Annotated in this window: 18 protein-coding genes; 14 read left to right on the top strand and 4 right to left on the bottom strand. The window is 73.9% G+C overall.

Annotated features, from left to right (window positions below; genetic code table 11):
• Positions 1 to 34: 34 nt before the first annotated feature.
• Positions 35 to 889 (bottom strand): formate dehydrogenase accessory sulfurtransferase FdhD, encoded by an 855-nt coding sequence (gene fdhD / locus ACZ4QV_RS17440; protein WP_361581689.1) that lies wholly within the window; start codon positions 887 to 889, stop codon positions 35 to 37.
• Positions 890 to 1,103: 214 nt separating this feature from the next.
• Positions 1,104 to 2,354 (bottom strand): FAD-dependent monooxygenase, encoded by a 1,251-nt coding sequence (locus ACZ4QV_RS17435; protein ID WP_467763082.1) that lies wholly within the window; start codon positions 2,352 to 2,354, stop codon positions 1,104 to 1,106.
• A gap of 259 nt (positions 2,355 to 2,613) precedes the next feature.
• On the opposite strand from ACZ4QV_RS17435, the gene ACZ4QV_RS17430 reads away from it, so the two are divergent.
• Together ACZ4QV_RS17430 and ACZ4QV_RS17425 are read left to right on the top strand one after the other, a co-directional pair.
• Positions 2,614 to 3,291 carry a GntR family transcriptional regulator gene (locus tag ACZ4QV_RS17430; RefSeq protein WP_361148487.1) on the top strand — a complete coding sequence of 226 codons (678 nt, stop codon included), beginning with the start codon at positions 2,614 to 2,616 and terminating at the stop codon, positions 3,289 to 3,291.
• Between the two features lie 225 nt (positions 3,292 to 3,516).
• Positions 3,517 to 3,969 (top strand): hypothetical protein, encoded by a 453-nt coding sequence (locus tag ACZ4QV_RS17425; RefSeq protein ID WP_361615453.1) that lies wholly within the window; start codon positions 3,517 to 3,519, stop codon positions 3,967 to 3,969.
• A gap of 36 nt (positions 3,970 to 4,005) precedes the next feature.
• Here the strand turns inward: ACZ4QV_RS17425 and ACZ4QV_RS17420 are convergent, their stop codons facing one another.
• The gene (locus ACZ4QV_RS17420) at positions 4,006 to 4,863 is read right to left on the bottom strand and encodes a hypothetical protein (RefSeq protein ID WP_361148483.1); all 858 of its coding nucleotides are present in this window, start codon (positions 4,861 to 4,863) and stop codon (positions 4,006 to 4,008) included.
• A gap of 313 nt (positions 4,864 to 5,176) precedes the next feature.
• Here ACZ4QV_RS17420 and ACZ4QV_RS17415 point away from each other — a divergent pair, with 313 nt between their 5' ends.
• On the top strand, positions 5,177 to 6,088 hold the full coding sequence (locus ACZ4QV_RS17415; RefSeq protein ID WP_467763081.1) for a siderophore-interacting protein: 912 nt from the start codon (positions 5,177 to 5,179) through the stop codon (positions 6,086 to 6,088).
• 18 nt (positions 6,089 to 6,106) lie between these two features.
• Here the strand turns inward: ACZ4QV_RS17415 and ACZ4QV_RS17410 are convergent, their stop codons facing one another.
• On the bottom strand, positions 6,107 to 9,631 hold the full coding sequence (locus ACZ4QV_RS17410; RefSeq protein WP_361581673.1) for an AfsR/SARP family transcriptional regulator: 3,525 nt from the start codon (positions 9,629 to 9,631) through the stop codon (positions 6,107 to 6,109).
• A gap of 207 nt (positions 9,632 to 9,838) precedes the next feature.
• Between ACZ4QV_RS17410 and ACZ4QV_RS17405 the strand changes: the two genes are divergently transcribed.
• The 11 genes from ACZ4QV_RS17405 to ACZ4QV_RS17355 all read left to right on the top strand — a co-directional run bounded on the left by ACZ4QV_RS17405 (position 9,839) and on the right by ACZ4QV_RS17355 (position 25,523).
• Positions 9,839 to 11,020, top strand: a complete 1,182-nt coding sequence (locus tag ACZ4QV_RS17405; RefSeq protein ID WP_361148477.1) for an ROK family transcriptional regulator — start codon at positions 9,839 to 9,841, stop codon at positions 11,018 to 11,020.
• A gap of 388 nt (positions 11,021 to 11,408) precedes the next feature.
• A complete protein-coding gene (locus ACZ4QV_RS17400; protein WP_361581669.1) occupies positions 11,409 to 13,064 on the top strand; it encodes a sugar ABC transporter ATP-binding protein in 1,656 nt (551 codons plus the stop codon).
• Between the two features lie 125 nt (positions 13,065 to 13,189).
• Complete coding sequence (locus tag ACZ4QV_RS17395; RefSeq protein WP_361582011.1) at positions 13,190 to 14,137, top strand: ABC transporter permease; 948 nt, start codon at positions 13,190 to 13,192, stop codon at positions 14,135 to 14,137.
• A gap of 200 nt (positions 14,138 to 14,337) precedes the next feature.
• On the top strand, positions 14,338 to 15,357 hold the full coding sequence (locus ACZ4QV_RS17390; RefSeq protein WP_361581666.1) for a substrate-binding domain-containing protein: 1,020 nt from the start codon (positions 14,338 to 14,340) through the stop codon (positions 15,355 to 15,357).
• A gap of 283 nt (positions 15,358 to 15,640) precedes the next feature.
• The gene (locus ACZ4QV_RS17385; protein WP_361582008.1) at positions 15,641 to 16,843 is read left to right on the top strand and encodes a Gfo/Idh/MocA family protein; all 1,203 of its coding nucleotides are present in this window, start codon (positions 15,641 to 15,643) and stop codon (positions 16,841 to 16,843) included.
• 186 nt (positions 16,844 to 17,029) lie between these two features.
• On the top strand, positions 17,030 to 18,043 hold the full coding sequence (locus ACZ4QV_RS17380; RefSeq protein WP_361581663.1) for a sugar phosphate isomerase/epimerase family protein: 1,014 nt from the start codon (positions 17,030 to 17,032) through the stop codon (positions 18,041 to 18,043).
• A gap of 139 nt (positions 18,044 to 18,182) precedes the next feature.
• Positions 18,183 to 20,660, top strand: coding sequence for a PQQ-dependent sugar dehydrogenase (locus tag ACZ4QV_RS17375; RefSeq protein WP_361636547.1), 2,478 nt, complete (start codon positions 18,183 to 18,185; stop codon positions 20,658 to 20,660).
• A gap of 96 nt (positions 20,661 to 20,756) precedes the next feature.
• Positions 20,757 to 22,106, top strand: a complete 1,350-nt coding sequence (locus ACZ4QV_RS17370) for a ThuA domain-containing protein (protein ID WP_467763080.1) — start codon at positions 20,757 to 20,759, stop codon at positions 22,104 to 22,106.
• A gap of 161 nt (positions 22,107 to 22,267) precedes the next feature.
• The gene (locus tag ACZ4QV_RS17365) at positions 22,268 to 23,410 is read left to right on the top strand and encodes an inositol-3-phosphate synthase (protein WP_361582005.1); all 1,143 of its coding nucleotides are present in this window, start codon (positions 22,268 to 22,270) and stop codon (positions 23,408 to 23,410) included.
• Positions 23,407 to 24,549, top strand: coding sequence for an SCO3242 family prenyltransferase (locus ACZ4QV_RS17360; protein WP_361636553.1), 1,143 nt, complete (start codon positions 23,407 to 23,409; stop codon positions 24,547 to 24,549). Before ACZ4QV_RS17365 ends, ACZ4QV_RS17360 begins: the two co-directional genes overlap by 4 nt.
• Positions 24,546 to 25,523 carry a sugar phosphate isomerase/epimerase family protein gene (locus ACZ4QV_RS17355; protein ID WP_361581651.1) on the top strand — a complete coding sequence of 326 codons (978 nt, stop codon included), beginning with the start codon at positions 24,546 to 24,548 and terminating at the stop codon, positions 25,521 to 25,523. Before ACZ4QV_RS17360 ends, ACZ4QV_RS17355 begins: the two co-directional genes overlap by 4 nt.

Here is a 25,523-nt window from a genome sequence, read left to right as displayed (position 1 = left end):
CTGGCCTGCGCCTCGCTCTCGGACCCTCCCGCTCTCAGGTCCGCCCCGCCGCCGCGCCCAGCGCGAGCCGTTCCTCGCCCGCGTACACGTTCATCGACGTCCCCCGCAGGAACCCCACCAGCGTCAGGCCGCTCTCGACGGCCAGGTCGACGGCGAGGGAGGACGGCGCGGAGACGGCTGCGAGGGCCGGGATGCCCGCCATGACCGCTTTCTGTACGAGTTCGAACGACGCCCGGCCCGAGACCATCAGCACGGTGTCCCGCAGCGGCAGCCGGCCCTCCTGGAGGGCGCGGCCGACGACCTTGTCGACGGCGTTGTGGCGGCCCACGTCCTCGCGGACGTCGAGGAGTTCGCCGTCGGAGTCGAAGAGCGCGGCGGCGTGCAGCCCGCCGGTCCGGTCGAACACGCGCTGCGCGGCCCGCAGTCGGCCGGGGAGGGCGGACAGGGTCGCGGGCGTGATGCGGGCCGCGGCGTCGGCGGGCGGGTCCAGGCGCCAGCGGGCGGACGTGCGGACCGCGTCCAGGCTCGCCTTGCCGCACAGGCCGCAGGACGACGTCGTGTAGACGTTGCGCTCCAGGGAGATGTCGGGGACGGGGACACCGGGCGCGAGCTGCACGTCCACCACGTTGTACGTGTTCGACCCGTCCTCGGTGGCGCCCGCGCAGTACACGATGTTCGCCAGCTCCCCGGCGCTCCCCAGCACGCCCTCGCTGACGAGGAAGCCCGCGGCCAGCGCGAAGTCGTCGCCCGGTGTGCGCATCGTGACGGCGAGCGGCCGGCCGCCGAGGCGGATCTCCAGCGGCTCCTCGCCGACGAGGGTGTCCGGGCGCGTGCTCACGGCGCCGTCGCGGATGCGGATGACGCGGCGTCGCTCGGTGACCCGTCCCATGTCTGATCAGTCCCGTCCGTCCTGGTGCGCCGGCCCGTGGCAGCGGGCCGGTCTCGGCGGTTCCATTGTCCGGTACGCGTTCGGCTGCCCGTACGGGGTCCGCCGTCCGCTGTACGAGGCCCGCCGCCCGCCGCCGGTGCGTACGCGCCCCACTCCGCCGCCAATGCGTACGCGCCCCGCCGCCCGCGGCCGGTGCGTACGCGTCCCGCTGCCCCTACCGCTTCGTCCCGCGCGCCACGGGCCTGTTCGCTCCCCGCAGTGCGCGCCCGCCGAACGCGGCCGCGCCCGCGCCGGCCCACAGCGCGTCCAACTGCGCCTGACCCACCGTCCGCCAGTCGGTGCTCCGCAGGACGAGGGCCTCGCCCAGCCGGCGGCCCAGCTCCATCATCGAGACTCCTACGGGACCGCGCGCGGCCTCGTACGCGGCGGACACCTCGGACCAGGTGGACGCGGCGGCGAACGCCGTCTCCAGCGCGGTGGCGTCCTGAAGGGCCTTCACCGCGCCGCTGCCGGTGTGCGGCCGGGCGACCGTGGCCGCGTCACCGGCGAGCAGCAGACGGCCCGCGGCGTAGTGGGGCGCCGTGAAGTCGTACAGCGGCTGGATGAACAGCTCCTCGGGCCGGGTCAGCCGGAGCAGGCCGCCCCAATAGGGCGGCAGGAGTTCCCCGGTGACCTGTGCGAAGCAGGCGTGCAGCGCCTCGCTGAGGGTGCCGGGCGGCAGGCTGGTGGGGGTGTCCAGGCCGAGGGCGGTGCCCGGCGGCGGGACGGCGTACAGCACCCAGTTGGCGCGGTGGCCCCCGGTGCCGTCCGGAATGCGGTAGATGACGGCGTGACCGCGGGGAAAGACGGCGAAGACGCAGTCCTCGACCGGCCAGGCGTCGTCCGGGTCCGGGCCGAGCGCGGCCAGCCGCTCGGCGGGGAACGCGCCGCGCCAGGCGAGGTATCCGGCGTACGCGGGCCGTATGTCGGGGAAGGCGGCGCCGCGCACCACGGAGCGGTAGCCGTCCGCGCCGACGACCAGGTCGGCGTGGTGGGCGCTGCCGTCCTCAAGGCGCACCGCGGCGCCGTCGGGTGAGGTCTCGACCGTACGGACCGGGCTGTCACCGCGGAACACGGCGGTCTCGGGCATCCGGGCGCGCAGCTCGCGCCAGAGCGGCCCCCAGTTGTACGTACGGAACGGGAAGGGCAGTTCACCCACCGGCCGGCCGAGCGGCAGTTCACCGTCGCGCGTGTACCAGCGGCGACGGCAGAGCTGTAGCCACGGGATGCCGGTGTCCAGGTAGCCCGCCGACGCCAGCTCCGCGTAGCGGTCGTTGTGCACGGCCAGCCCGGCGCCGCGGTCCGCCAGGTGACCGGCGGCCCGTTCGTACACCGTGACCTCCGCCGCGCCGCCCCGGTGTGCGGCGAGTGCGGCGGCGCAACCGGCGATGCTGCCGCCCACGACGGCGACCGTTCCTCCGTGCATCGGCAACCCGCTTCGCTCGGCGGCTCCGAGAGCAAGCGGAGCCGCGGTGGATCGAGGGTGTGGAGACGGGCGTAGTTTCTCAGGAAGCGCCGGTGTCCGGGATGACGGTGGTCGGCGGTGGCTGAACGTGGCGGCTGTGCGAGTGACCTGCGCGGGGGCCGCTGCGGTCGGTAGACTGTAGACGATAACCAATCGTGCGTCCGCAGCACGGACGCCCGCGCGGGAACACCGTCCCGGCCGCGTCACGGAGGGGTACTCGATGCTGTCCACAGGGCTGCCGCAGGGCGCCGTACCGAAGCTGGAACGCCCCGGACCGCTGCGCGAGCGCGTCTACGAAGCGCTCCTCGAACTGATCACCACGCGCACGCTGCGCCCCGGCCAGCACCTGGTCGAGAGCGAGCTGGCGGGGCACCTCGGGGTCTCCCGGCAGCCGGTCCGCGAGGCGCTCCAGCGGCTCAACACCGAGGGCTGGGTCGATCTGCGCCCGGCGCAGGGCGCGTTCGTGCACGAGCCCACCGAGGAGGAGGCCGACCAACTGTTCACCGTACGGACGCTGCTGGAGGCGGAGGCCGCCCGGCTCGCCGCCGCCAACGCAGGGTCGGCGGGCATCGCGGAGCTGGAAGCGCTGTGCGACAAGGGTGAACAGGCGGTACGGGACGACGCGGTGGAGACCGCGGTCGCCACCAACGCGGAGTTCCACGCCAAGGTGATGGAGCTGGCCGGCAACGCCGTACTGGCCGGTCTGGCGGCGCAGGTCGGGCGACGGGTGCGCTGGTACTACACGCCCGTCGCCCGGCAGCGCGGCAAACAGTCCTGGGCCGAGCACCGGGAGCTGATCGCGGCGATCACCGACCGGGACGAGGCACGGGCGTCCGCCGTCATGCGGGCGCACACCGAGCACACCCGGCGTACGTACCACGAGCGCGACCGGGACTGACGGCGGAGCCGAGGCACTCAGCCCGCCGGCCGGGCCGCTTCGGCCGCCTTGGTCGCCTCGTCGGCCTCGTCCGTCTCGTCGGCCGAGACGGCCCGCCCGCCGCCGGACGCCTACTCGACGAGCCTGCCCTGCGCCCGCAGAAACCTCTGCGTCAGAGACAGCGCGGCGTCGTCCGCATGGTGCAGCGCGGCGGTCAGGGTCCTGCTGCCGTCGAGCGTGCTGCCCATGGCGACCGGGTCCTGCTGCCCGACCGGCTTGCGCGGTCCTGGACCGGCTCACCGACCTCGGCTCCGGCCCGACTACGCGGCCGCTCAGCGGGAGGCGCTGGTGCTGGCCCGGGCGCTTGGTCCGGAGCCCGTCGACAGCCTTCTGCCCCGGCTCGAACTCCTCCTCGACGATCCCGGACACGTCGAGCTGACCCGGCGCGGCGGGGACGCGCGGTCCTGGGAGCCGGACGACCCGCGGACCGGGGAACCGGCACCCGCGCTGACCGGCGAACTGCTGGCCGACCGCGCGCGGCTGACGATGCCGGCCGGCTTCGGGAACCAGTCCGACGCCGCCGCACGGTACGGGCTGGTCAACCGGCACGGTGAGGACCAGGCCTCGCCCATCGCCCGGTTGAACACGCTGATCGAGGCGAACCTCCGCGCGGTCGGCGTCGGCGTCCCGTGGCGGTGACGCCCCGTCAGGCCGCCACCGCCACGGACAGCGGGCTCAGTCGGACGCCATCTGGTGCAGCGGGCCCATGGCCACGTCGTTCACCGGGTCGACGGCCGTGTCACTGACCGGGCGGGGCGCGACGTGCGATGCCTGGCCCTGGGAGGTACCCGGCGCCTGCTTCCGAGGGGCGGCCGGCGTCTGCTTCTGGGCGGTGCCCGGTGCCTGCTTCTGGGCGGTGCCGGTGGTCCCGGGTGACGTGCCGGCGGCTGCCGGTGCGGCGAGCCGGACCGTACCGTCCCCGTCGAACACCCGCTGGCCCGCGGCGAGCGGCGAACGCCCCTGGAACGCGCCGCGGAAGGCGCCGACACCACGCTCGGTCAGGGTGAAGGGAAACTGCGCACGCACCTGTCCGCCGCCCACCTTGACCCGGTTGCGGTCCACGCGGAACGCCAGGAAGTCGGTCCGGTGCGCCTTGGAACCGCCCACGTTCGCGGTGACGCGCGAGGTGGCGAGGTCCGCCCGCAGGGAGTCGACCTTCAGATGGCGCTTGTCCTTGCGTACGAAGTCGAAGCCGCCCCTGAAGGTGAGGTGCCCGGAGGTGAAACGGGGGTCGAACGCGCCGCCCGCGACGGGCGCGGACACGCACCGCCGCCCGGTCGGGCCGGTGAGCTTGGCCGGGGCGATCGCCGTGAGGCGGATCCCGGCCGTGGCGAGCGCGCGGGTGGCGCCGGGGGTGAGGCAGAAGTCGGCGGTGCCGGTCCCCACCCGCACCGACGCGTCCCGGGGTGCCTGCGGCGCGGCGTGTGCGGGGGAGGCGGCGAGGGCGGTTCCGGCGCCCAGGGCGGCGGCGAGGGCCATGACGCCCGCCGCGGCGAAGGGGTGCGGGCGGCGGCGGTCCGTGGGCAGGGGCATGGTGTGGGGTTCCGTTCTCGTGCGGGATCTCGTGCGGGACGGCTGTCAGCAGACCTATTGACGGTGGAGCGCCCCCTGTGACGGCCCTGCCGGCGAATCACCCGGATAGCTGGGCCGCGCGCGGCACGCGGGACCGGCTTTCCGTGCGGGGGGGCGTCGTACACGCCCGTACGTGCCCGTGCACGCCCGTACATGCCCGTGCAGGTGAGCTGTAGGCGGCGTGTCGGCGGTGGCTGCGACGGTCGTGTCCTCCCTGTCCCGCACAGCGCGCCACCGCCGCAGTCGGCCGGTGGCCCGCCTCTCAGGAGAAGTGATGCAGCAGCAGACTCCCCGGCCGGAACGCCTCCCCGTCCGATACCTCCAGGTCACCGCGGTCCGACGGCTCTCGCCGCACCTGACCAGGATCACCTTCGGCGGCCCCGGCCTCGCCGGATTCCGCCTGGACGGGCCGGACCAGCAGGTGAAGCTCTACTTTCCCCGGCACGGTCAGCGCGCCCCGCGGCTCCCGGAACCGTCGGCCGACGGCGACCTGATGCGGTGGTACCAGGCGTTCCGGACGATCCCCGAGGACGAACGGCCGTGGATGCGCAGCTACACCGTCCGCGCGCACCACCCCGGGGACGGCACGATCGACATCGACTTCGTGCTGCACGGTACGGACACGGCGAGGGGACCGGCGACCCGCTGGGCGCACCGCGCGGCGCCGGGCGACACGCTCGGCATGTTCGGCCCGTCGGCGTACTTCGCCCGTCCGGTCCCGCTCGGCACGGCCGACTGGATGCTGCTCGCCGGGGACGAGAGCGCGCTGCCGGCCATCGGCACCCCGGCCGAGTGGCTGCCCGAAGGCGCCCGCGCGGCGGCGTACATCGAGGTCCCGGACGCGGCGGACGAGCAGACCTTCGACACCCGCGGGGACCTGACCGTGCACTGGCTGCACCGGGGTACGGGCCCGGGTCCGGCACCGGGTACGGGTCCGGCCGGGCCGGGTGAGCGGCTGGTCGAGGCGGTGCGCGGGGCCCGGTTCCCGGTGGGGTCGGTGTTCGCCTGGCTCGCCGGGGAGGCGGGCGCGGTCCGCGCGCTGCGCAGGCATCTCGTCGAGGACCGCGGCCTGGGCAGGCGGGACATCGACTTCACCGGTTACTGGCGGCGCGCGCTGACCCAGGACGACGCGCCGACGGAAGCCGACCTGGCCGATGCGCGGGAACGGTCGGCCGACGCGCGGTAGGGCAGGCGGCGCCGCCCGTCAGACGAGGGCGGCGGCTTCACGCACCGTGAGGCCGCCGCCCTCGGCGTGGGCGCGCCGGTACGCGTCAGTGCCCAGCGCGGCACGCAGTGCCGCCTCGGCCTGTTGCCGGATCCGGGCCTCGGCCTCGGGCGGCAGCAGCGGCCGGAGTCCGAAACCGTCGGCGCCGGTGGCGTGCCGGTCGTACGCCCCCAGCAGGCGGGCCCCGTCCTCGGCCGCGCCCGAGTGGGCCATGGACCACCCGCCGCAGAGCAACTGATGGGCCAGCAACTGCGGAGCCACCAAGGGCGCGAGGTCGGCGAGTTGCCGTACGGCCCGGCGCACGTGCTCGCGCGCCCGTACGAACTCCCCGTCGAGACAGTCCAGCCAGCCGTGCAGCCCGGTCACCATGCCGGTGAAGAGGGCCGGAGTGCCGGTGGTGAACGCCTGCTCGGCCTCCCGCAACTGCTCCCGGGCGAGGCCGGTGCGCCCGGTCCGGCCGTAGTGCCGGGCCAGCAGCAGCCGCGCCGTGCTGAGCGTTTCGCCGGCGGAGGGCCGGGACTCGGCCACGGCTTCCAGCAGCAGCCGCTCGGCCTCCCGTGCCCGGAGCGGGAGGGGAACGTCGGCTGCCACGGAGTTGCCGCTCTCCACGGCGTTGCCGACCTCCGCACCTGCCCTGTACGTGTCGTCCCTCCCGTACGTGCCTTCCAGTCGTACGGCCGCCAGCCTCGCCTTGAACTCCGGCACCTGCACGTCCGCCCCGATCCGGGCGGAAAACTCCATGGCGCGCTCGAAGTCCGCGTCCGCCAGTGCGTACTGCCCGCGCCGCTCGTACGTGTCGCCGCGCGCGGAGAGGGCCTCGGCCGTACCCCACAGGTCCCCGGCCGCCTCGAAGAGCGCCAGCGCTTCCTCCGCGTCGCGCGCCGACCGGTCCAGCTCGCCCGGCCGCCCGCCGAGCACCTTGGTGCGCAGCAGCAGGGCCAGGCCCAGGTCCCAGCCGTCCCCCGACTCCCGGCAGTGCCGCACCACGGCGTCGACGGTCTCTTCGAGCCCCGCGAACCCGCCGGCCATCAGCTGGGCGAAGAACCACATGACGCCCGGCTGCCGCACGGTCTGCGGCAGTCCCGGCCGGTACGCGGCCACCACCGACTCCGGCCGCACCGTCGCGGACGGCCCGGCTCGGTCGCTGCTGCTCGCCAGCACCAGCAGCCGGACGCCACGCCGTGCCTCGCGCAGCCGCTCGCCCGACCACGGCGGAGGGACCGCCGTGCACCGCTCCGCCAGTGGCCCGGCGGGCCGCACGGGGTCCGCGAAGGGGTCGGGGCCGAGGCCCGCGACGGCGGCGGCCCAGTGCCGGGCGTCCGCCTGGTGGTTGCGCAACTGCCAGAACCAGCTCATGGACAGCGCCAGGCACAGTCCTTCCTGCTCCTCGGCCAGGGCGACCGCCGTACGCAGCGCGGCCCGTACGTTGGCGTGCTCGGTCTCGAAGCGCTCCAGCCACACCGCCTGGCCCGGCCCGCGCAGCTCGGGCTCCCCGGTCCGGGCCAGTTCCCGGTACGCCGTCAGGTGCCGCCGCTCCACGGCCGCCCGCTCCCCGGCCTCCGTCAGCCGCTCCCCGGCGTACTCGGCGACCGTTTCGAGCAGCCGGTAACGCATCCCGCGCGGACTCTCGGGGGCGGCGGTGACCAGGGACTTGTCGACCAGGGAGGTGAGTACGGGCAGCACGTCGGCGGGGGAGTGGGGGCCGTCGGCCGGGGCGGGGACGGCACACACGTCCTCCGCCTCCGTCGCCTCGCAGCCGCCGGAGAAGACGGACAGGCGGCGCAGCACCGCGCGCTCGTCGGCCGTGAGCAGGTCCCAGGACCAGTCCACCACGGCGCGCAGCGTCTGCTGCCGGGGCAGGGACGTCCGGCTGCCGCCGGTCAGCAGCCGGAACCGGTCGTCCAGCCGTTCCACGATCTGACGCGGCGTCAGGGCGCGCAGTCGTGCGGCCGCCAGTTCGACGGCGAGCGGCAGCCCGTCCAGCCTGCGGCAGACCTCGGCGCACGCGGCCGGATCGTCCTCGGTACGGAATCCGGGGCGCGCGGCGGCGCCCCGCTCGCCCAGCAACCGGAGCGCGGCCTGCGGCGGCAGCGGCTCGACGGGGCGTACCGACTCGCCGGGGACACCGAGCGGTTCTCGGCTGGTGGCCAGCACCGTCACGCCCGGGCAGTGGGTCAGTACGGTGTCGGCCAGTTCGGCAGCCGCGTCGATCACGTGCTCGCAGTTGTCGAGCACCAGCACCATACGCCGCTGCCCGCAGTACTCCACGAGCTGGCCGAGCGGGACCGCCGGGCTCCCGGAGGCGCGCAGGCTGTCGGCGCCCGGCGCCCGTACCTGTGTGGTCCGGCCGCCGAGCGCGGTCAGTACGGCCTCGGGCACGCTCTTCCCGTCCCGTACGGAGGCCAGCTCGGCGACCCGGATGCCGTCGGGCCACCGTTCGCCCCGCGTGCCGGCGGCGTCCGCGGCCTCCAGGGCCAGGCGGGTCTTTCCGACGCCGCCCGCGCCCAGCAGCGTCACGAGGCGTTGCTCGGTCAACTCGCGGGTGAGGGAGATCAGTTCGTCGGCGCGCCCCACGAAGGAGGTGATCCGGGCGCGGAGACGGCCGGGCGGTGCGGGGGTGGTGGGAGCCGGTGCGGTGGGTGGTGCTGGGGTGAAGGGGACTGGTGCGGTGGGTGGTTCTGTGGTGGATGGAGCCGGTGCGGCGGGCGGTTTCATGGTGACGAGGGCTGGTGCGGCGGCGGGAGCCGGTGCGATGGGCGGTTCCATGGTCCCGGCCAGCAGGTGTGCGTGGAGGGCGCGCAGTTCGGTGCCGGGGTCGGCGCCCAGCCGCTCCGCGAGTCCCGTCCGTACTTCCTCGTACGCCTGCAGCGCCTCGGCCTGCCGCCCCGCCGCCCACAGGGCCCGGATGCGCAGGGCCTGCAAGGGCTCGTCCAGGGGTTCCGCCGTGGCCAGCGACGCCAGTTCGGCCAGTGTGTCCGCCGCCCGGCCCAGCGCCACCTCGGCCGCCAGCCGGGTGCGGCGGGCCTCGCCGTGCCGCCGTTCGGCCCGTACGGCGAGCGGATCGCTGTCCCTCCCCGGCAGGTCCGCCAGGGCAGGGCCCTGCCACAGCGCCAGCGCCTCGTGCAGCAGCGCGGCCGCCCGCGCGGGGTCGCCGTCGCGCAGCGCGGCGGTGCCGTCCGCCGTCAGCCGTTCGAAGTGGAAGAGGTCGATGCTGTCCGGCCCGGCCGCCAGCGCGTACCCGCCGGGCGACGAGGTGACCGCCGGCCCGCCGAGAGCCCGGCGCAGCCGGCCGACCAGGGCCTGGAGCGCCGCCGGGGCGTCCGCGGGCGGTTCCGCGTCCTCGCCCCATACCTGGGCGATCAGCCGGTCCGCCGGTACGGGCCGCCCGCCGCCCGCCGCGAGCGCGGCCAGCAGGGCACGGAGTCGCGCCCCCTTCACGGGCGCCTCGGTGCCGTCGGGGCGGCGCGCCTGAGTGGCGCCGAGCACGCGGTAGCGGTAGTTCACCGGCCCATTCTCCCCGGACCGCCGCCGGCCGGTGGCGGCGGGAGCTGTGCGGGGCTTTGTCCTCACACAGGAGAAAGTCTGTGGCGATCCTGTCCCTACTTCTTCCCCGCCCGGACAAGCGCTGCTACGTTCCCCTCGAAAGCCCCGGCGCCTCCCGGTGCCGGACCACGTACGGCCGACGACGGCTGGAGGGGTGGCGTGAGGCGCATGACGGCGAGGCCGGCCAACGCGCACCAGGCGCGGCTCCTGCGCCTGCTCCGCGACCACGGCCCCAACTCCCGTGCCCAACTGGGCGACCAGGTCGACCTCTCGCGTTCCAAGCTGGCGGTGGAGGTGGACCGGCTGCTGGAGACCGGGCTGGTCGTCGCCGACGGTCTCGCCGCCTCCCGGGGCGGCCGCCGCTCGCACAACGTCCGGCTCGCGCCCGCCCTGCGCTTCCTGGGCATCGACATCGGCGCCACCTCCGTCGACGTGGCCGTCACCAACGCCGAGCTGGAGGTGCTGGGTCATCTGACCCAGCCCATGGACGTGCGCGAAGGGCCGGTCGCCGTCTTCGAGCAGGCCCTCGCGCTGGCGGGCAAGCTGAAGGCGAGCGGGGTGGCCGAAGGGTTCGACGGCGCGGGCATCGGCGTGCCGGGGCCGGTCCGCTTCCCCGAAGGCGTACCGGTGGCGCCGCCCATCATGCCGGGCTGGGACGGCTTCCCCGTACGGGAGGCGCTCAGCCAGGAACTGGGCTGCCCGGTCATGGTCGACAACGACGTCAACCTGATGGCGGTGGGGGAGCAGCACGCGGGCGTCGCCCGCACCGTGCAGGACTTCCTCTTCGTCAAGATCGGTACGGGGATCGGCTGCGGCATCGTGGTGGGCGGCGAGGTCTACCGCGGGACGACGGGCAGCGCCGGCGACATCGGCCACATCCAGGTCGAGCCGGACGGCCGTCCGTGCGCCTGCGGCAACCGCGGCTGCCTGGAGGCGTACTTCGGCGGGGCTTCCCTCGCCCGTGACGCGGAGGCCGCCGCGCGCGAGGGCACCTCACCGGAGCTGGCGGCGCGGCTGGCGACGGCCGGTTCGCTCGGCGCGCCCGAGGTGGCCGCCGCTGCCGCCGCCGGCGACCCCGTCGCACTGGACCTGATCCGGACCGGCGGGAGCCGCACCGGCCAGGTCATCGCCGGTCTCGTCAGCTTCTTCAACCCGGGGCTGGTGGTGATCGGGGGCGGGGTGACCGGCCTCGGCCACACCCTCCTCGCCGCGATCCGCACCCAGGTCTACCGCCAGTCGCTGCCGCTGGCGACGAACAACCTGCCCATCGTGCTGGGGGAGCTGGGGCAGGCGGCCGGCGTCACCGGCGCCGCCCGCCTCATCAGCGACCACCTCTTCTCGCCCGCCTGACGCACCGTTCGCAGCACCACCCGCCGTACCGCTTCACGCACCATGTCACGCGCCCGCTCCCGCACACCGCCCGCACACCGCCCGAGCGGCGCCCGGGCGGCGCCGAGCACGCCGTACGTCCGTACCGAAGTGACTCCGTACGCCAGTGACCGCCGTACCGCCCCTGTCGCGTCGTACCGCCTGCGTTTCGTCGTATCGCCACCGTTCCGTCGTACCGTCCCCGTTTCGTCGCACCGCCTGCGTTCTTTCGTACCGCCCCCGTACCGCCGTACCGCCCCGTACCGCCTTACGTTCCGCACGCGTCCGTCCGCGCCGCAGCGTGCCTGTACCGCCCGCACCGCCCGCACCGTCCGGCCGCTCACCGACGTCGTCGAGGAGGCTGCACGCCATGGCACCAGAGCACCACCCCGGACCGCCGGCCTCGTCCGGACCGCCGGGCCCCGGTGAACCCCTGCTCACCATGTACGGCATCAGCAAGTCCTTCCCCGGCGTACGGGCCCTGGACGGTGTCGACCTCGATGTGGCGGCCGGTGAGACGCACTGCCTCCTCGGCCAGAACGGCGCCGGGAAGTCCACCCTGATCAAGGTGCTGGCCGGGGTCCACCAGCCCGACGCGGGCGAGATCTGCTGGCAGGGCGCACCGGTCGTACTGAAGTCGCCGGCCGCCGCCATGCGGCTCGGCATCGCCACCATCTACCAGGAACTCGACCTGGTGGAGCAACTGTCGGTGGCCGAGAACGTCTTCCTCGGGCACGAACGGGCCACCGCAGGTTTTGTCCGCCCCCGTGAGGCCCGGACCGCCACCGCCACGATCCTGCGCCGTCTCGGTCACCCCGAGATCGACCCGCGCGCGCCGGTCGGCTCGCTGTCCGCCGCCGGGCAGCAGATCGCCTCCATGGCCCGTGCTCTTTCCCACGACGTACGGCTGATCGTCATGGACGAGCCGTCCGCCGCCCTCGATCCGGACGAGGTCGGCAACCTCTTCCGGATCGTCGCCGGCCTGACCGGCGCGGGTGTCGCGGTCGTGTACATCTCGCACCGGCTGGAGGAGATCCGCCAGGTCGGCGACCGGGTCACCGTCCTCAAGGACGGCCGGGCGGCGGCCCGTGGGCTGGACGCGCGGACGACCCGTACCGGGGACATCGTGACCCTGATGACGGGCCGCACCGTCGAGCACACCTTCCCCGTACGGCAGCGCGCGGCGCCCCCCGCGGCCCCCGTGCCCACCGCGGACAGTGCCCCCGCCCCCACCCCGGCCTTCACCCCCGTCCCCACCGCCGCCCCCACCCCCACCCCCGCTCTCACCGTCCAAGGGCTCGCCCGCCGCGGCGAGTTCGCACCGCTGGACTTCGACCTGTACCCGGGGGAAATCCTTGGGCTCGCCGGGCTCGTCGGGTCCGGGCGCTCGGAGATCCTGGAGACCGTCTTCGGCGCGCGCCGTCCGACCGCGGGCCGTGTCCTCGTCGGCGGACGCCCGCTGCGCCCCGGCAGCGTCCCCGCCGCCGTACGCGCGGGGCTCGGCCTCGCCCCGGAGGAGCGCAAGTCCCAGGCCCTGCTGCTCCTGGAGTCCGTCAACCGCAACGTCGCGGTCTCCTCGCTGCTGCGCTTCTCCCGTGCCGGGTGGCTGGACCGCGTGGCGGAACGTTCCGCCACCAGCGCCGCCACCCGGAACCTGTCGCTGCGGCCCGACGACCCGGACCGGCCGGTGCGGACCCTGTCCGGCGGCAACCAGCAGAAGGCCGTACTGGCCCGCTGGCTGCTGCGCGGCTGCCGGGTGCTGCTGCTCGACGAGCCGACCCGCGGGGTGGACGTCGGCGCGCGCGCCGAGCTGTACGCGCTGGTCAGGCGGCTCGCCGACGACGGGGTGGCGGTGCTGCTGGTGTCGAGCGAACTTCCCGAAGTCCTGGGTCTGGCCGACCGCGTGCTCGTCCTGCGCGAAGGCCGGGTCGTGCACGAGGACAGCGCGGCGGCCCTGGACGAACACCGGGTGCTCGACCTGGTCATGGCAGGCAGCGCCGACACACCGCGAGGAGACCGACCGTGAACACCTCCGGAGAGAAAGTGCCCCGCCGACCGGTGCCCGCGGGTGCCGGAAGCGCCCCGGCGTCGGACCTCGCGCCGGGCCCCGCGCCGGAAGCGCCCGGCCCGCCGCCGGTCCGCGCCCCCGGCGTGCGCGGCCGGCTGCGCGCCCGCGCCGACGTCCGCAACCTTTCCCTGCTCGGCGTGCTCGCGGCGCTCGTGGCCGTCGGCGCCCTCACCCGGCCCGAGCAGTTCCTGAGCGTGCAGAACCTGCAACTGGTGCTCACCCAGGCATCGGTGATCGGTGTGGTGACCGTCGGCGTCACCTTCGTGATCATCGGGGGCGGGATCGACCTGTCCGTCGGCGCGATGGTCGCCCTCGCGACGGTCTGGGCGACGACGGTGGCCACGCAGGAGTACGGACTCGGCGGCATCCTGCTCTGCGCGCTGCTGGTCGGCCTCGGCTGCGGGCTGGTCAACGGGCTGCTGGTCTCGTTCGGCGGCATGGTGCCGTTCATCGCCACGCTCGCCATGCTCGCCGCCGCCCGCGGACTCGCCCTCCAGATCAGCCAGGGCGGCACGCAGATCGTGTCGGTACCGTCCGTACTGGATCTGGGCCGCCGCGACGCGTACGTCCTCGGCGTCCCGCCGATCGTGCTGGTCTTCGCCGCCGTCACCATCACGGGCTGGCTGCTGCTGAACCGTACGACCTTCGGGCGGCGCACCGTGGCCGTCGGCGGCAACCCGGAGGCGGCGCGGCTGGCGGGCATCGACGTACGGCGGCAGCGGCTGCTGCTCTACCTGCTGTCCGGACTGTGCTGCGGCATCGCCGCGTTCCTGCTGATCGTGCTGACCGGGTCGGGCCAGAACACCAACGGCAACCTCTACGAGCTGGACGCCATCGCCGCCGCGATCATCGGCGGCACCCTGCTCAGCGGCGGCCGCGGCACCGTCACCGGCTCGGTGCTCGGCGTCCTCGTCTTCACCACGATCACCAACCTGTTCGCCCTGAACAACCTGGAGACCGCCGTCCAGCAGATCGCCAAGGGCGCCATCATCGTCGTCGCCGTACTGGTCCAGAAGGGGCACAAGTCATGACCGACAGCACGCCAGGCCCGTACGGCCCGCCAGCCCCGTACGGCCCGCCAGGCGCGAACGACATGCCAGGCCCGTACGACACGTCTGACACGTTCGACACGTCTGGCCCGTACGACACGTCTGGCTCGTACGGCACATCCGGCCCGTGCGGCAGGGAGGCGGGCGCCTCGGCCACTGCCCGCTGCGGCAGTCGCCGGAGCATGCTCTTCGGCGCGGCGGCCGTCTCGGCCGGAGCCCTGCTCAGCGCCTGTACGAGCAACCAGCGCGGCGACGCGTCCGCGGGCGCCACGCAGCAGCAGGCGGACGGCGCCGACGACAAGCCGGGCAAGAAGGTCACCATCGGTTTCGCCGGACCGCAGGCCGACCACGGCTGGCTCAACGCCATCAACCAGAACGCCAGGAACCGCGCGAAGCGCTACCGGGACGTCACCCTCGACATCACCGAGGGCTCCAACGACACCGCTCAGCAGATCGGGCAGATCGAGACCCTCATCAACAAGAGGGTCGACGTCCTGGTCGTCCTCCCTGCCGACGGCAAGGCGCTCACCCAGGTCGGGTTGAAGGCCATGCGGGCCGGCATCCCCGTCGTCAACCTCGACCGGGTCTTCGCCTCCCCGCAGGCGTACCGCTGCTGGATCGGCGGCGACAACTACGGCATGGGCCTGAACGCCGGGCGCTACATCGGCGAGCAGCTCAAGGACAAGCCGGACGCGAGGGTCGTGGAACTGGCCGGCATCGACACCCTCGAACTGACCCGGGAGCGCACCAGGGGATTCGACGACGCCCTGAAGAACTACCCCAACATCCGCAAGGTGGGGCGGCAGGCCGCCGAGTTCACCGTGGAGTCGGGGCAGGCTAAGATGGCCGGTCTGCTCCAGGCACACCCCTCCTTCGACGCCCTGTGGAACCACGACGACGACCAGGGCGTGGGCGCCGAGCGCGCCATCGAACAGGCCGGGCGGGACGGCTTCCTGATGGTCGGCGGCGCCGGCTCCCGGCGCGTCATGGAGACCATCAAGGCGGGCAACTCGGTGCTGAAGGCCACCGTCCTGTACCCGCCGACCATGTCGGCCTCGGCCGTCGACCTGGCCCGCGCCCTCGCCCAGGGCCGGGGCATCTCCGGCACCGCCGAGCTGGAGATCCCCGCCTCGGTGACCCTCTACTCCGCCGTCGTCACCAAGGACAACGTCGACGACTACCTCCCCACCGGCTTCAACTGACCGAACCGACCGCACAGTTCCACGGAAGACCGCCGACCACGGCCGACCGACGAGGTGATGCATGAATGACCGCGACGAGCACGGTGAGAACGCCGACCGTGACGAGCACGGTGAGCACGGCGATCGTGGTGACCGCGACGATCGTGGTGACCGCGACGACCGCGACGACCACGTGCGGAATCCGGCCCCGCACGCCGCACGGCCGGTTGCGGAGGTGACCCCGCCGGCCCCGCGCCCCCAGCAGCCCCCGTCGCCCGGCCCGCGGGCCGAACTCGGCATCGGCATGGTCGGTTACGCCTTCATGGGCGCCGCCCACTCCCAGGGCTGGCGCACCGCGGGCCGTGTCTTCGACCTGCCGCTGCGCCCCGCGATGAACGCGGTGTGCGGCCGGGACCGGGACGCCGTCGCGGCGGCCGCGGCCCGGCACGGCTGGGCCGCCGCCGAGACCGACTGGCGGCGCCTGCTCGACCGCGCCGACGTGCAGCTCGTCGACATCTGCACGCCGGGCGACAGTCACGCCGAGATCGCCCTCGCCGCGCTGGCGGCCGGCAAGCACGTACTGTGCGAGAAGCCGCTGGCCAACTCCGTGACGGAGGCGGAGGCGATGGCGGCCGCCGCCGAGACCGCCCGGGCCCGCGGCCAACGCGCCATGGTCGGCTTCAACTACCGCCGCACCCCGGCCGTCGCCCTCGCCCGCCGTATGATCCGGGACGGCCGGATCGGCACCCTGCGGCATGTACGCGCCACCTACCTCCAGGACTGGCTGGTCGACCCCGAAGCGCCCCTGACCTGGCGGCTGCGCCGGGAACAGGCGGGCTCCGGAGCGCTCGGCGACCTCGGCGCGCACCTTGTCGATCTCGCCCAGTACCTGGCGGGGGAACAGCTCGCGGGCGTCTCCGCGGTCACCGGCACCTTCGTACGGGAACGGCCGCTGCCCACCGGCGGCCCGGGCGCCGTCACCGTCGACGACGCCGCGCTGTTCACCGGCCGTTTCGCCTCCGGCGCGCTCGCCTCCTTCGAGGCCAGCCGGGTCGCCGCGGGCCGCAAGAACGCGCTGCGCCTCGAACTCAACGGGGCCCACGGCTCGCTCGCCTTCGACCTGGAACGGCTCAACGAACTGTCCTTCCACGACCACACCGAACCGGCCGTCGCGGCCGGCTTCCGCCGCATCCTGGTCACCGAACCCGACCATCCGTACCTGGAGGCGTGGTGGCCGCCCGGCCACGGTCTCGGCTACGAGCACACCTTCGTCCACCAGGCACGCGACCTCGTGCACGCCATCGCGGCCGGCCGTGAGCCCGCGCCGTCCTTCGCGGACGGGCTGCAGGTGCAGCGGGTGCTGGCGGCCGTCGAGGACAGCGCGGCAAGGAACTGCGCGTACACGCCCGTACCCGTATCCGCACCCGAATCCGCTTCCGCCCCCCACTCCGCTCCCGTACCCGGATCCGGTCCCGCAGCCGTGCCGGTGGCCGACATCCCCACCTGACGCGGCCCTCCCTCTTGTCAGCCGCGCCCGCCGACCGGATCGTTTCCTCGCAAGCGGCCACCGCACCACCCGTACCGCCCCGCTCGCCTCCGTACTCCCGTACCGCCCCGTACTCCCGTACCGCCTCGTACCCCCGAACCTCTCCGCCCGCCCGCCCACTCGTCCGCCCGCCCCGAGGAGTCACGTATGGCCAGACCGTTCACGCTCTTCACCGGCCAGTGGGCCGACCTGCCCCTGGAGGAGGTCTGCCGGCTCGCCCGCGACTTCGGCTACGACGGTCTCGAACTCGCCTGCTGGGGCGATCACTTCGAAGTGGACCGGGCCCTCGGCGAGCCGGGCTACCTCGCCACCCGGGGCGGGCTCCTCGACAAGTACGGCCTGAAGTGCTGGGCCGTCTCCAACCACCTGGTGGGCCAGGCCGTCTGCGACGCGATCATCGACGAGCGGCACCGTGCCATCCTGCCCGCCCGCGTCTGGGGCGACGGCGAGCCGGAGGGCGTACGGCGCCGGGCCGCCGCCGAGATGGCGGACACCGCACGCGCCGCCGCGGCCTTCGGCGTACGGACCGTGGTCGGCTTCACCGGCTCCGCGATCTGGCACCTGGTCGCCATGTTCCCGCCCGTACCGCCCTCGACGATCGACGCCGGTTACACGGACTTCGCCGAGCGGTGGGGGCCGGTCCTGGACGTCTTCGACGCGGAGGGCGTGCGCTTCGCCCACGAGGTGCACCCCGGCGAGATCGCGTACGACTACTGGACCACCCGCCGCGCCCTGGAGGCGGTCGGCGACCGGCCCGCCTTCGGTCTGAACTTCGACCCCAGCCACTTCGTCTGGCAGGACATCGACCCGGTCGGCTTCCTGTACGACTTCCGGGACCGCATCTACCACGTGGACTGCAAGGAAGCGCGGCGCCGGCTGGACGGCCGCAACGGCCGTCTCGGCTCCCACCTGCCCTGGGGCGACCCGCGCCGCGGCTGGGACTTCGTCTCGGCCGGGCACGGTGAGGTGCCCTGGGAGGACGTTTTCCGGATGCTGCGTTCGATCGGTTACGAGGGCCCGGTGTCGGTCGAGTGGGAGGACCCGGGCATGGACCGCCTCCAGGGCGCGCCCGAAGCGCTGGCCCACCTCAAGTCGTACGACTACGAGCCGCCCGCCGCCGCGTTCGACGCGGCATTCGGAGCGGACCCGTCCGGCGGCTGAGGACCGGGCGCTCACGACGTATCTCCGCGGGCATCGCGACTCCCCAGCTTCCGCCGGGAGGTGCCCCCAGGCGCGCACCCCGGCCGGGCCGCATGGCCGAGCGTCACCCCTTCGCCCACCCACCCGCAAGGGAGGCACCGTGCACCGAAGATCACGCCGAGGCACCCTGCGCCCGGCACTCGCCCTGTTCGCGAGCGCGCTGCTGGCCGCCACGTCCCTGTCCCTGGCCGGAGTCCCGGCCGCCACCGCCGTACCGGCCGCGGGCGCGACGCAGTCCGCCGCGGCCGCCGCCGAGGACTTCCAGCAGGTCACCCTCGCCAAGGGGGAGCCGGAGACGGGCGAGCCGATGACGCTCGCCGTGCTGCCGGACCGGTCCGTGCTGCACACCTCCCGCGACGGAACGGTTCGCCTGACCGACGCGGGCGGCACCACCAAGGTCGCCGGCAAGCTGCCCGTCTACAGCCACGACGAGGAGGGCCTCCAGGGTGTCGGCATCGACCCCGGGTTCGCCGCCAACCGCTTCGTCTACCTCTACTACGCGCCCCCGCTCGACACCCCCTCCGGCGACGCCCCCGACGAGGGCACCGCGGCGGACTTCGCGAAGTTCGACGGCGTCAACCGCCTCTCCCGCTTCGTCCTGAAGGCCGACGGCACCCTGGACCCGGCCAGCGAGAAGAAGATCCTGGACGTGCCCGCCTCCCGTGGCATCTGCTGTCACGTGGGCGGCGACATCGACTTCGACGCACAGGGCAACCTCTACCTCTCCACCGGCGACGACTCCAATCCGTTCGCCTCCGACGGCTACACGCCCATCGACGAGCGCGCGATCCGCAACCCTGCCTACGACGCCCAGCGCAGTGCGGGGAACACCGATGACCTTCGCGGCAAGATCCTGCGTATAAAGGTCAACGCCGACGGCACGTATTCCGTTCCCGACGGCAACCTCTTCCCGGCCGGCACCGCGAAGACCCGGCCCGAGATCTACGCGATGGGCTTCCGCAACCCCTTCCGGATGAGCGTCGACAAGCCCACCGGCACCGTGTACGTGGGGGACTACGGGCCCGACGCGGGCACCGCCGACCCGAAGCGCGGCCCGTCGGGCCAGGTCGAGTTCGCGCGTGTCACCAAGCCCGGCAACTACGGCTGGCCGTACTGCACCGGCGACAACGACGCCTACGTCGACTACGACTTCGCCACCGAGACCCCGGGCACCCCCTTCGACTGCGCCGCGCCCAGGAACACCTCGCCACGCAACACCGGGCTGGCCGACCTGCCGGCCGCCCAGCCCGCGTGGATCCCGTACGACGGCGGGTCGGTGCCCGAGTTCGGTACCGGCTCCGAGTCCCCGATGGCCGGACCCGTCTACCGCTACGACGCCGCCTCCACCTCGCAGATCAAGTTCCCGCAGGCGTACGACGGGAACTTCTTCGCCGGGGAGTTCGGACGCCGCTGGATCAAGCGCATCGAACAGGCCGCCGACGGCACCGGGCGGACCATCAACGCCTTCCCCTGGAAGGGCACCCAGGTCATGGACATGGCCTTCGGCCCGGACGGCGCGCTGTACGTCCTGGACTACGGGACCGGCTACTTCAACGGAGACGAGAACTCCGCCCTCTACCGTATCGAGAACGCCACCGGCGGCCACTCACCGGTCGCCGAGGCCAAGGCCGACCGTACCTCCGGACAGGCGCCGCTCCGGGCGAAGTTCACCGCCTCGGCCACCGACGCGGACGGCGACGCGCTGACGTACACCTGGGACTTCGGCGACGGCACCACCTCGCAGCAGCAGAACCCCGCCCACACGTACCGCAAGAACGGCACCTACACCGCGACAGTCACCGCCGAGGACCCCGGCGGCCGCACCGGCACGGCGAGCGTGTACCTGACCGTCGGCAACACCGCTCCCAAAGTCACCCTGCGACTCCCCGGGGACGGCCAGCTCTTCACCTTCGGCGACAAGGTCCCGTTCGAGGTCGAGGTCACCGACCCCGAGGACCGCACCGTCGACTGCGCCAAGGTCAAGGTCACCCACATCCTCGGCCATGACAGCCACGGCCACCCCGTCACCTCCGCCACCGGCTGCTCCGGCACCATCCAGACCTCTGCGGACCACGAGCACGACCCCGACGCCAACATCTTCGGGGTCTTCGACGCCGAGTACACCGACCGGGGAGCCAACGGCCAGCCGCCGCTGACCACCCATGACCAGGCCGTCACCCAGCCCCGGCACCGCCAGGCCGAGCACTTCGGCACCTCCCGCGGCGTCCAGGTCATCACCCACACACCGGCGCACGGCGGCCGGACCGTGGGCGACATCCACGACGGCGACTGGATCGCGTTCCAGCCGTACCTCGTCAAGAACGCCAAGAAGTTCACCGCCCGGGTGTCCTCCGCCGGGTCCGGCGGCACGCTGGAGATCCGTACGGGCCGGGCGGACGGACGGCTGCTCGGCAGCGTCAAGGTACCGGTGACCGGCGGCTGGGAGACCTTCACCGAGGTCTCGGCCGTCCTCGGCGGCAAACCCCCGGCCGGTACCACCACCCTCTACCTCGTCTTCAAGGGCAGTGGCACCGGCGCCCTCTACGACCTGGACGACTTCACCTTCACCACCGGCTGACCCCAGGTGGCCACCGGGGCGGGCGGACGGCGCCCGGGACGACCGGACGCGGAACCGCCGGCCGCCCGCCCCGTGGCCGGAGGAAGGAGACCCCGTATGCACCCGTTTGCCCGGCTGGCCACCACCGCGGCCGCCGCCGCCCTGCTGGCGACCACGGCCCTGCCCGGCGGCACCACCCGTGCCCCGGAACGCGACGCGCACCGGGTCCTGGTCTTCTCCAAGACCGCCGGATTCCGGCACGACTCGATCCCCGACGGCATCGCTGCCGTCAAGGCCCTCGGCAAGCAGCACGGCTTCACCGTGGACGCCACCGAGGACGCCGACACCTTCAACGACAAGCACCTGTCCCGGTACGCCGCCGTCGTCTTCCTCTCCACCACCGGAGACGTGCTGCACCCCGCCCAGCAGCAGGCGTTCGAACGCTACATCGCGCGCGGCGGCGGATACGTCGGGGTGCACGCTGCCGCCGACACCGAGTACGACTGGCCCTTCTACGGCGAACTGGCGGGCGCCTACTTCCAGTCCCACCCCGCCGTGCAGCCCGCCACCGTACGCGTCGAGGACCGCGCCCACCCGGCCACAGCCCACCTTGCGGCGGTCTGGAACCGCACCGACGAGTGGTACAACTACCGCAGCAACCCGCGCACCCGCGCCCACGTCCTCGCCACCCTCGACGAGTCCACCTACAACGGCGGTACCATGCGCGGCGACCACCCCATCGCCTGGTGCCAGGAGTACCGCGGCGGCCGGGCCTTCTACACCGGCCGCGGCCACACCCGTCAGTCCTTCGCCGACCCCGCCTTCCGCACGCACCTGCTGGGCGGCATCCGCTGGGCCACCGGCGCCGCACAGGCCGACTGCCGCCCGGAGACCGGCTACCGGCCCCTCTTCGACGGCACCTCCACCCGTGGCTGGAAACAGGCCGGCCCCGGCTCCTTCGCCCTGGAGGACGGCACCCTCACCTCCACCGGCGGCATGGGTCTGCTCTGGTACGCGGCAAAGGAGTTCGGGTCGTACTCCCTCAAACTGGACTGGAAGATGTCCGGCGCCGACGGCGACGACAACTCCGGGGTCTTCCTCGGGTTTCCGCCCTCCGACGACCCCTGGTCAGCGGTGAACAACGGCTACGAGATCCAGATCGACGCCACCGACGCCCCGGACCGCACCACCGGTTCCGTCTACGGATTCCAGGCAGCCGACACCGAGGCGCGCGACGCCGCGCTCAACCCGCCGGGGGAGTGGAACACCTACGAACTCCGGGTCGAGGGCGAACGGCTACGCGTGTTCCTCAACGGACGCAAGATCAACGACTTCACGAACACGGACCCGGCGCGCAGCCTGCGCCAGGGCCACATCGGCATCCAGAACCACGGCGACGAGGACCGGATCTCCTTCCGCACCATCCGGGTGAAGGAGTACGAGACGGCGGCGAAGGGCGGCAGATGATGACGGGGTCGGAGTGGGCGGTGGGGGCGGAGCGCACGGCGGAGGCGGGCATGGGTGTGGAGGGGGTTGGGAGTGGTAGTGGGCTGAGGCCGGGCTGGGGTGCTGGGGGTGGTGGCGGGTCGAGGCCGGGTAAGGGGGCTGGGGACGGTGGCGGTGGCCGGCTGGATTCTGGCGGGGAGTTCAGGGGCGGTGGTGGGCGCACGGGGGTGTGGCTGGTCGGGGCGCGGGGATCGGTCGCGACGACCGTGGTCGCCGGCTGCGCCGCCGTCGCCGCCGGGCTGCACCCGCCGACCGGCATGGTCACCGAGACCGCGCCGTTCGACGGAGTCCCGCTGCCGCCACTGTCCGCCCTCGTCTTCGGCGGCCACGACACCACCTCGTACCCGCTGTCCAAGCGGGCCGAGGAACTCGCGGCCGGCGGCGTGCTCCCGTACGGCCTGCCGGACGCCGTACGCGCCGAACTGGTCGCGGCGGACGAAGCCGTACGGCCCGGCGGCCCGCTCCCCGGCGACGACCGCGACGACCGGGAGCTGGTCACCGCCTTCACCGCCGACCTGCGCGCGTTCCTGCGGACCCACGCACTCGACCGTGCCGTCGTCGTCAACGTGGCCTCCACGGAGCCCGCGGCCGGGGGCGAGCGCGCTGACGACCGCCTTCCGCCCAGTTCCCTCTACGCGCACGCGGCGCTGCGCGCGGGCTGTCCGTACGTCAATTTCACGCCCTCCACCGGGATGCACCACCCGCTGCTCCAGCAGATGGCCGTGTGCAGCGGGCTGCCGTACGCGGGCCGCGACGGCAAGACCGGACAGACCCTGCTGCGCTCCGTGCTCGCCCCGATGTTCGCCCAACGGGCCCTCTCCGTCCGGGCCTGGTCCGGCACCAACCTGCTCGGCGGTGGCGACGGTGCCACCCTGACCGACCCGGCGGCCGCGGCCGCCAAGAACGCGGGCAAGGCACGTGTCCTCGCGGACAACCTCGGCGCCGCACCGCCCGGCGAGGTGCACATCGACAACGTCCCCGCCCTCGGCGACTGGAAGACCGCCTGGGACCACGTCGCCTTCGAAGGGTTCCTCGGCAACCGCATGATCCTCCAGACCGTCTGGCAGGGCTGCGACTCGGCGCTCGCCGCGCCGCTGGTCCTCGACCTGGTGCGGCTGGTGGCCGCCGCGCACGCGGCCGGCATCTCCGGGCCCCTCGGCCCCCTCGGCTTCTACTTCAAGGACCCGGACGGCGGGCCCGCCGCCCTGGCCGACCAGTACGCCGAACTCCTCGCCTTCGCCCACGACCTCCGGATCCGCCGATGAACCTCCCGCCGACCGCCGCCACCGGGTCTACCGGGCCTACCGGCCCCGCCGACGTCTCTTCCGTTCCCTCTCCCTCACGCGTCGCGCCGATCCGTGCCTCCTCTCCCTGGCTGGAACTCTTCCGGGTCTCCGCCCTGTTCAGCGTGCCGGGGGACCTGCTGACGGGGGCCGCGGCAGCCGGCGCCCGGCCCGGCCGCCGCACCCTCCTCGCCACCGGCTCCTCGCTCTGCCTCTACGAGGCGGGCATGGCGCTCAACGACTGGGCCGACCGCGACACCGATGCTGTCGAACGCCCAGGACGCCCCATCCCGTCCGGCCGCATCGCCCCGGCCGCCGCCCTCGGCGCGGCCGCCGGGCTGACGGGGGCGGGCCTCGCCCTGGCGGCCGCGGCCGGTCGGCCGTCCCTCGTCACCGCCACGGCGCTCGCCGCCACCGTCTGGGCGTACGACCTCCACCTCAAGAACACCCCGGCGGGCCCGCTCGCCATGGCCTGGGCCCGCGCCCTCGACGTACTGCAGGGCGCGGCTTCGGTGGCTCCGGTGCGATCGGGGCGGGCGATATGGACGCTGCGGAGGGCGTTGCCATCGGCCGCGTTGCTCGGCACGCACACGCTCGCGGTCACCACGGTCTCGCGCCGCGAAGCGCAGGGCAGTTCGCCGGCCCTGCCGCTGGCCGCGTTGGGGGTAGTGGCTGCGGTGGGCAGGGTGGTCGGAGGGGCGAGGGGGATCGGTGGTCCCAGTGGTTCTAGTGGATCCGGTGGTACGAGTGAGCTCTATGGTGCTAGTAGGTCCATCGGGCCCGTCGGGACTGTCGGTGCCAACGGCAACACCTCCGTCACCGACCCGGTGACCAAGCCCCTCGCCAACGCCCTCCCCGACGCCTTCCCCGCATCCCTCGCCAGGCCCCTCGCCCGAGCCGCCGCCGTCCTCTACGCCGGGACCGCCGCCCGCCCCTTCTTCCACGCGGCCCTCAATCCCTCGCCCTACCTGCTCCAGCGCGCCGTCGGCAGCGGGATCCGCGCCATGATCCCGCTCCAGGCGGCTCTCGCGGCCCGGGCCGGCGCTCCCGGAACGGGGGCCGCACTGATGGCTCTGGTGCCCGCCGCCCGGCGGCTGTCCCGGAAGGTCAGCCCGACATGACCACGACGAGTCCGCTTCGCCTGGCCTACGGCACCAACGGCCTGACCGACCTTCGGCTGACCGACGCCCTGGCCCTCCTGGCCGACCTCGGTTACGACGGCGTCGCCCTCACCCTCGACCACATGCACCTCGACCCCCTCGCCCCCGACCTCGCGTCGTGCACCGGTCAACTGGCACGCCGCCTCGACACCTTGGGCCTGTCCGTCGCCGTCGAGACCGGCGCCCGGTACGTCCTCGATCCCCGGCGCAAGCACCACCCCACTCTCCTCGATCCCGATCCGGACGCCCGTACGGCCCGCGTCGACCTGCTCCGCACCGCGGTCCGCGTCGGCGCCGACCTCGGCGCCACGGCCGTGCACTGCTTCAGCGGGCCCCGGCCCTCCGGTACGCCGGAACCGGACGCCTGGCACCGCCTCGCCGGTGCGCTCACCCCTGTACTCGATGCGGCCGCCACCGCCCGCATCCCCCTTGCCGTCGAACCCGAACCGGGCCACCTCCTCTCCGACCTCGCCGGTTTCCACCGCCTACGCGCCGCCCTCGACGCCCCGCCCGCCGAAGTCCTCGGCGTCACCCTGGACATCGGCCACTGCCAGTGCCTGGAGCCCGAACCGCCCGCCGCGTGCGTCCGCGCCGCCGCGCCTTGGCTGCGGCACGTCCAGATCGAGGACATGCGGCGCGGCGTGCACGAGCATCTCCCGTTCGGCACGGGGGAGATCGACTTCCCGCCGGTCCTGGCAGCGCTCCGGGACACCGGCTACCAGGGCCTGGTCAGCGTCGAGCTGCCCCGCCACTCCCACGCGGGCCCCGACCTCGCCCGTACCTCCCTCTCCTTCCTGCGCGCCGCCGACCCCGCCCACACCGACCCCGCCCACGCCGACACCGGACCACCGAGCCCCACCCGCACCCCTGAACCGGCCCGCGCCACCGTCCCCTCACACCCGTCCTTCCCGAGCGCAGGAGACCCGCGATGCTGA

The organism is Streptomyces sp. NPDC026394, from assembly GCF_055567735.1.
Note: the sequence above shows the minus strand (reverse complement) of the source record. Positions and strands in the feature narration are given on the sequence as shown.

Excerpts from the sequence above, each read along its gene's own strand:
- ACZ4QV_RS17360 (WP_361636553.1), top strand. The coding sequence starts at position 23,407 with ATGAACCTCCCGCCGACCGCCGCCACCGGGTCTACCGGGCCTACCGGC.
- ACZ4QV_RS17390 (WP_361581666.1), top strand. The coding sequence starts at position 14,338 with ATGCTCTTCGGCGCGGCGGCCGTCTCGGCCGGAGCCCTGCTCAGCGCC.
- ACZ4QV_RS17425 (WP_361615453.1), top strand. The coding sequence starts at position 3,517 with ATGGCGACCGGGTCCTGCTGCCCGACCGGCTTGCGCGGTCCTGGACCG.
- ACZ4QV_RS17430 (WP_361148487.1), top strand. The coding sequence starts at position 2,614 with ATGCTGTCCACAGGGCTGCCGCAGGGCGCCGTACCGAAGCTGGAACGC.
- ACZ4QV_RS17400 (WP_361581669.1), top strand. The coding sequence starts at position 11,409 with ATGGCACCAGAGCACCACCCCGGACCGCCGGCCTCGTCCGGACCGCCG.
- fdhD (WP_361581689.1), bottom strand. The coding sequence starts at position 889 with ATGGGACGGGTCACCGAGCGACGCCGCGTCATCCGCATCCGCGACGGC.
- ACZ4QV_RS17435 (WP_467763082.1), bottom strand. The coding sequence starts at position 2,354 with ATGCACGGAGGAACGGTCGCCGTCGTGGGCGGCAGCATCGCCGGTTGC.
- ACZ4QV_RS17370 (WP_467763080.1), top strand. The coding sequence starts at position 20,757 with ATGCACCCGTTTGCCCGGCTGGCCACCACCGCGGCCGCCGCCGCCCTG.
- ACZ4QV_RS17415 (WP_467763081.1), top strand. The coding sequence starts at position 5,177 with ATGCAGCAGCAGACTCCCCGGCCGGAACGCCTCCCCGTCCGATACCTC.
- ACZ4QV_RS17380 (WP_361581663.1), top strand. The coding sequence starts at position 17,030 with ATGGCCAGACCGTTCACGCTCTTCACCGGCCAGTGGGCCGACCTGCCC.
- ACZ4QV_RS17405 (WP_361148477.1), top strand. The coding sequence starts at position 9,839 with ATGACGGCGAGGCCGGCCAACGCGCACCAGGCGCGGCTCCTGCGCCTG.
- ACZ4QV_RS17355 (WP_361581651.1), top strand. The coding sequence starts at position 24,546 with ATGACCACGACGAGTCCGCTTCGCCTGGCCTACGGCACCAACGGCCTG.
- ACZ4QV_RS17420 (WP_361148483.1), bottom strand. The coding sequence starts at position 4,863 with ATGCCCCTGCCCACGGACCGCCGCCGCCCGCACCCCTTCGCCGCGGCG.
- ACZ4QV_RS17385 (WP_361582008.1), top strand. The coding sequence starts at position 15,641 with ATGGTCGGTTACGCCTTCATGGGCGCCGCCCACTCCCAGGGCTGGCGC.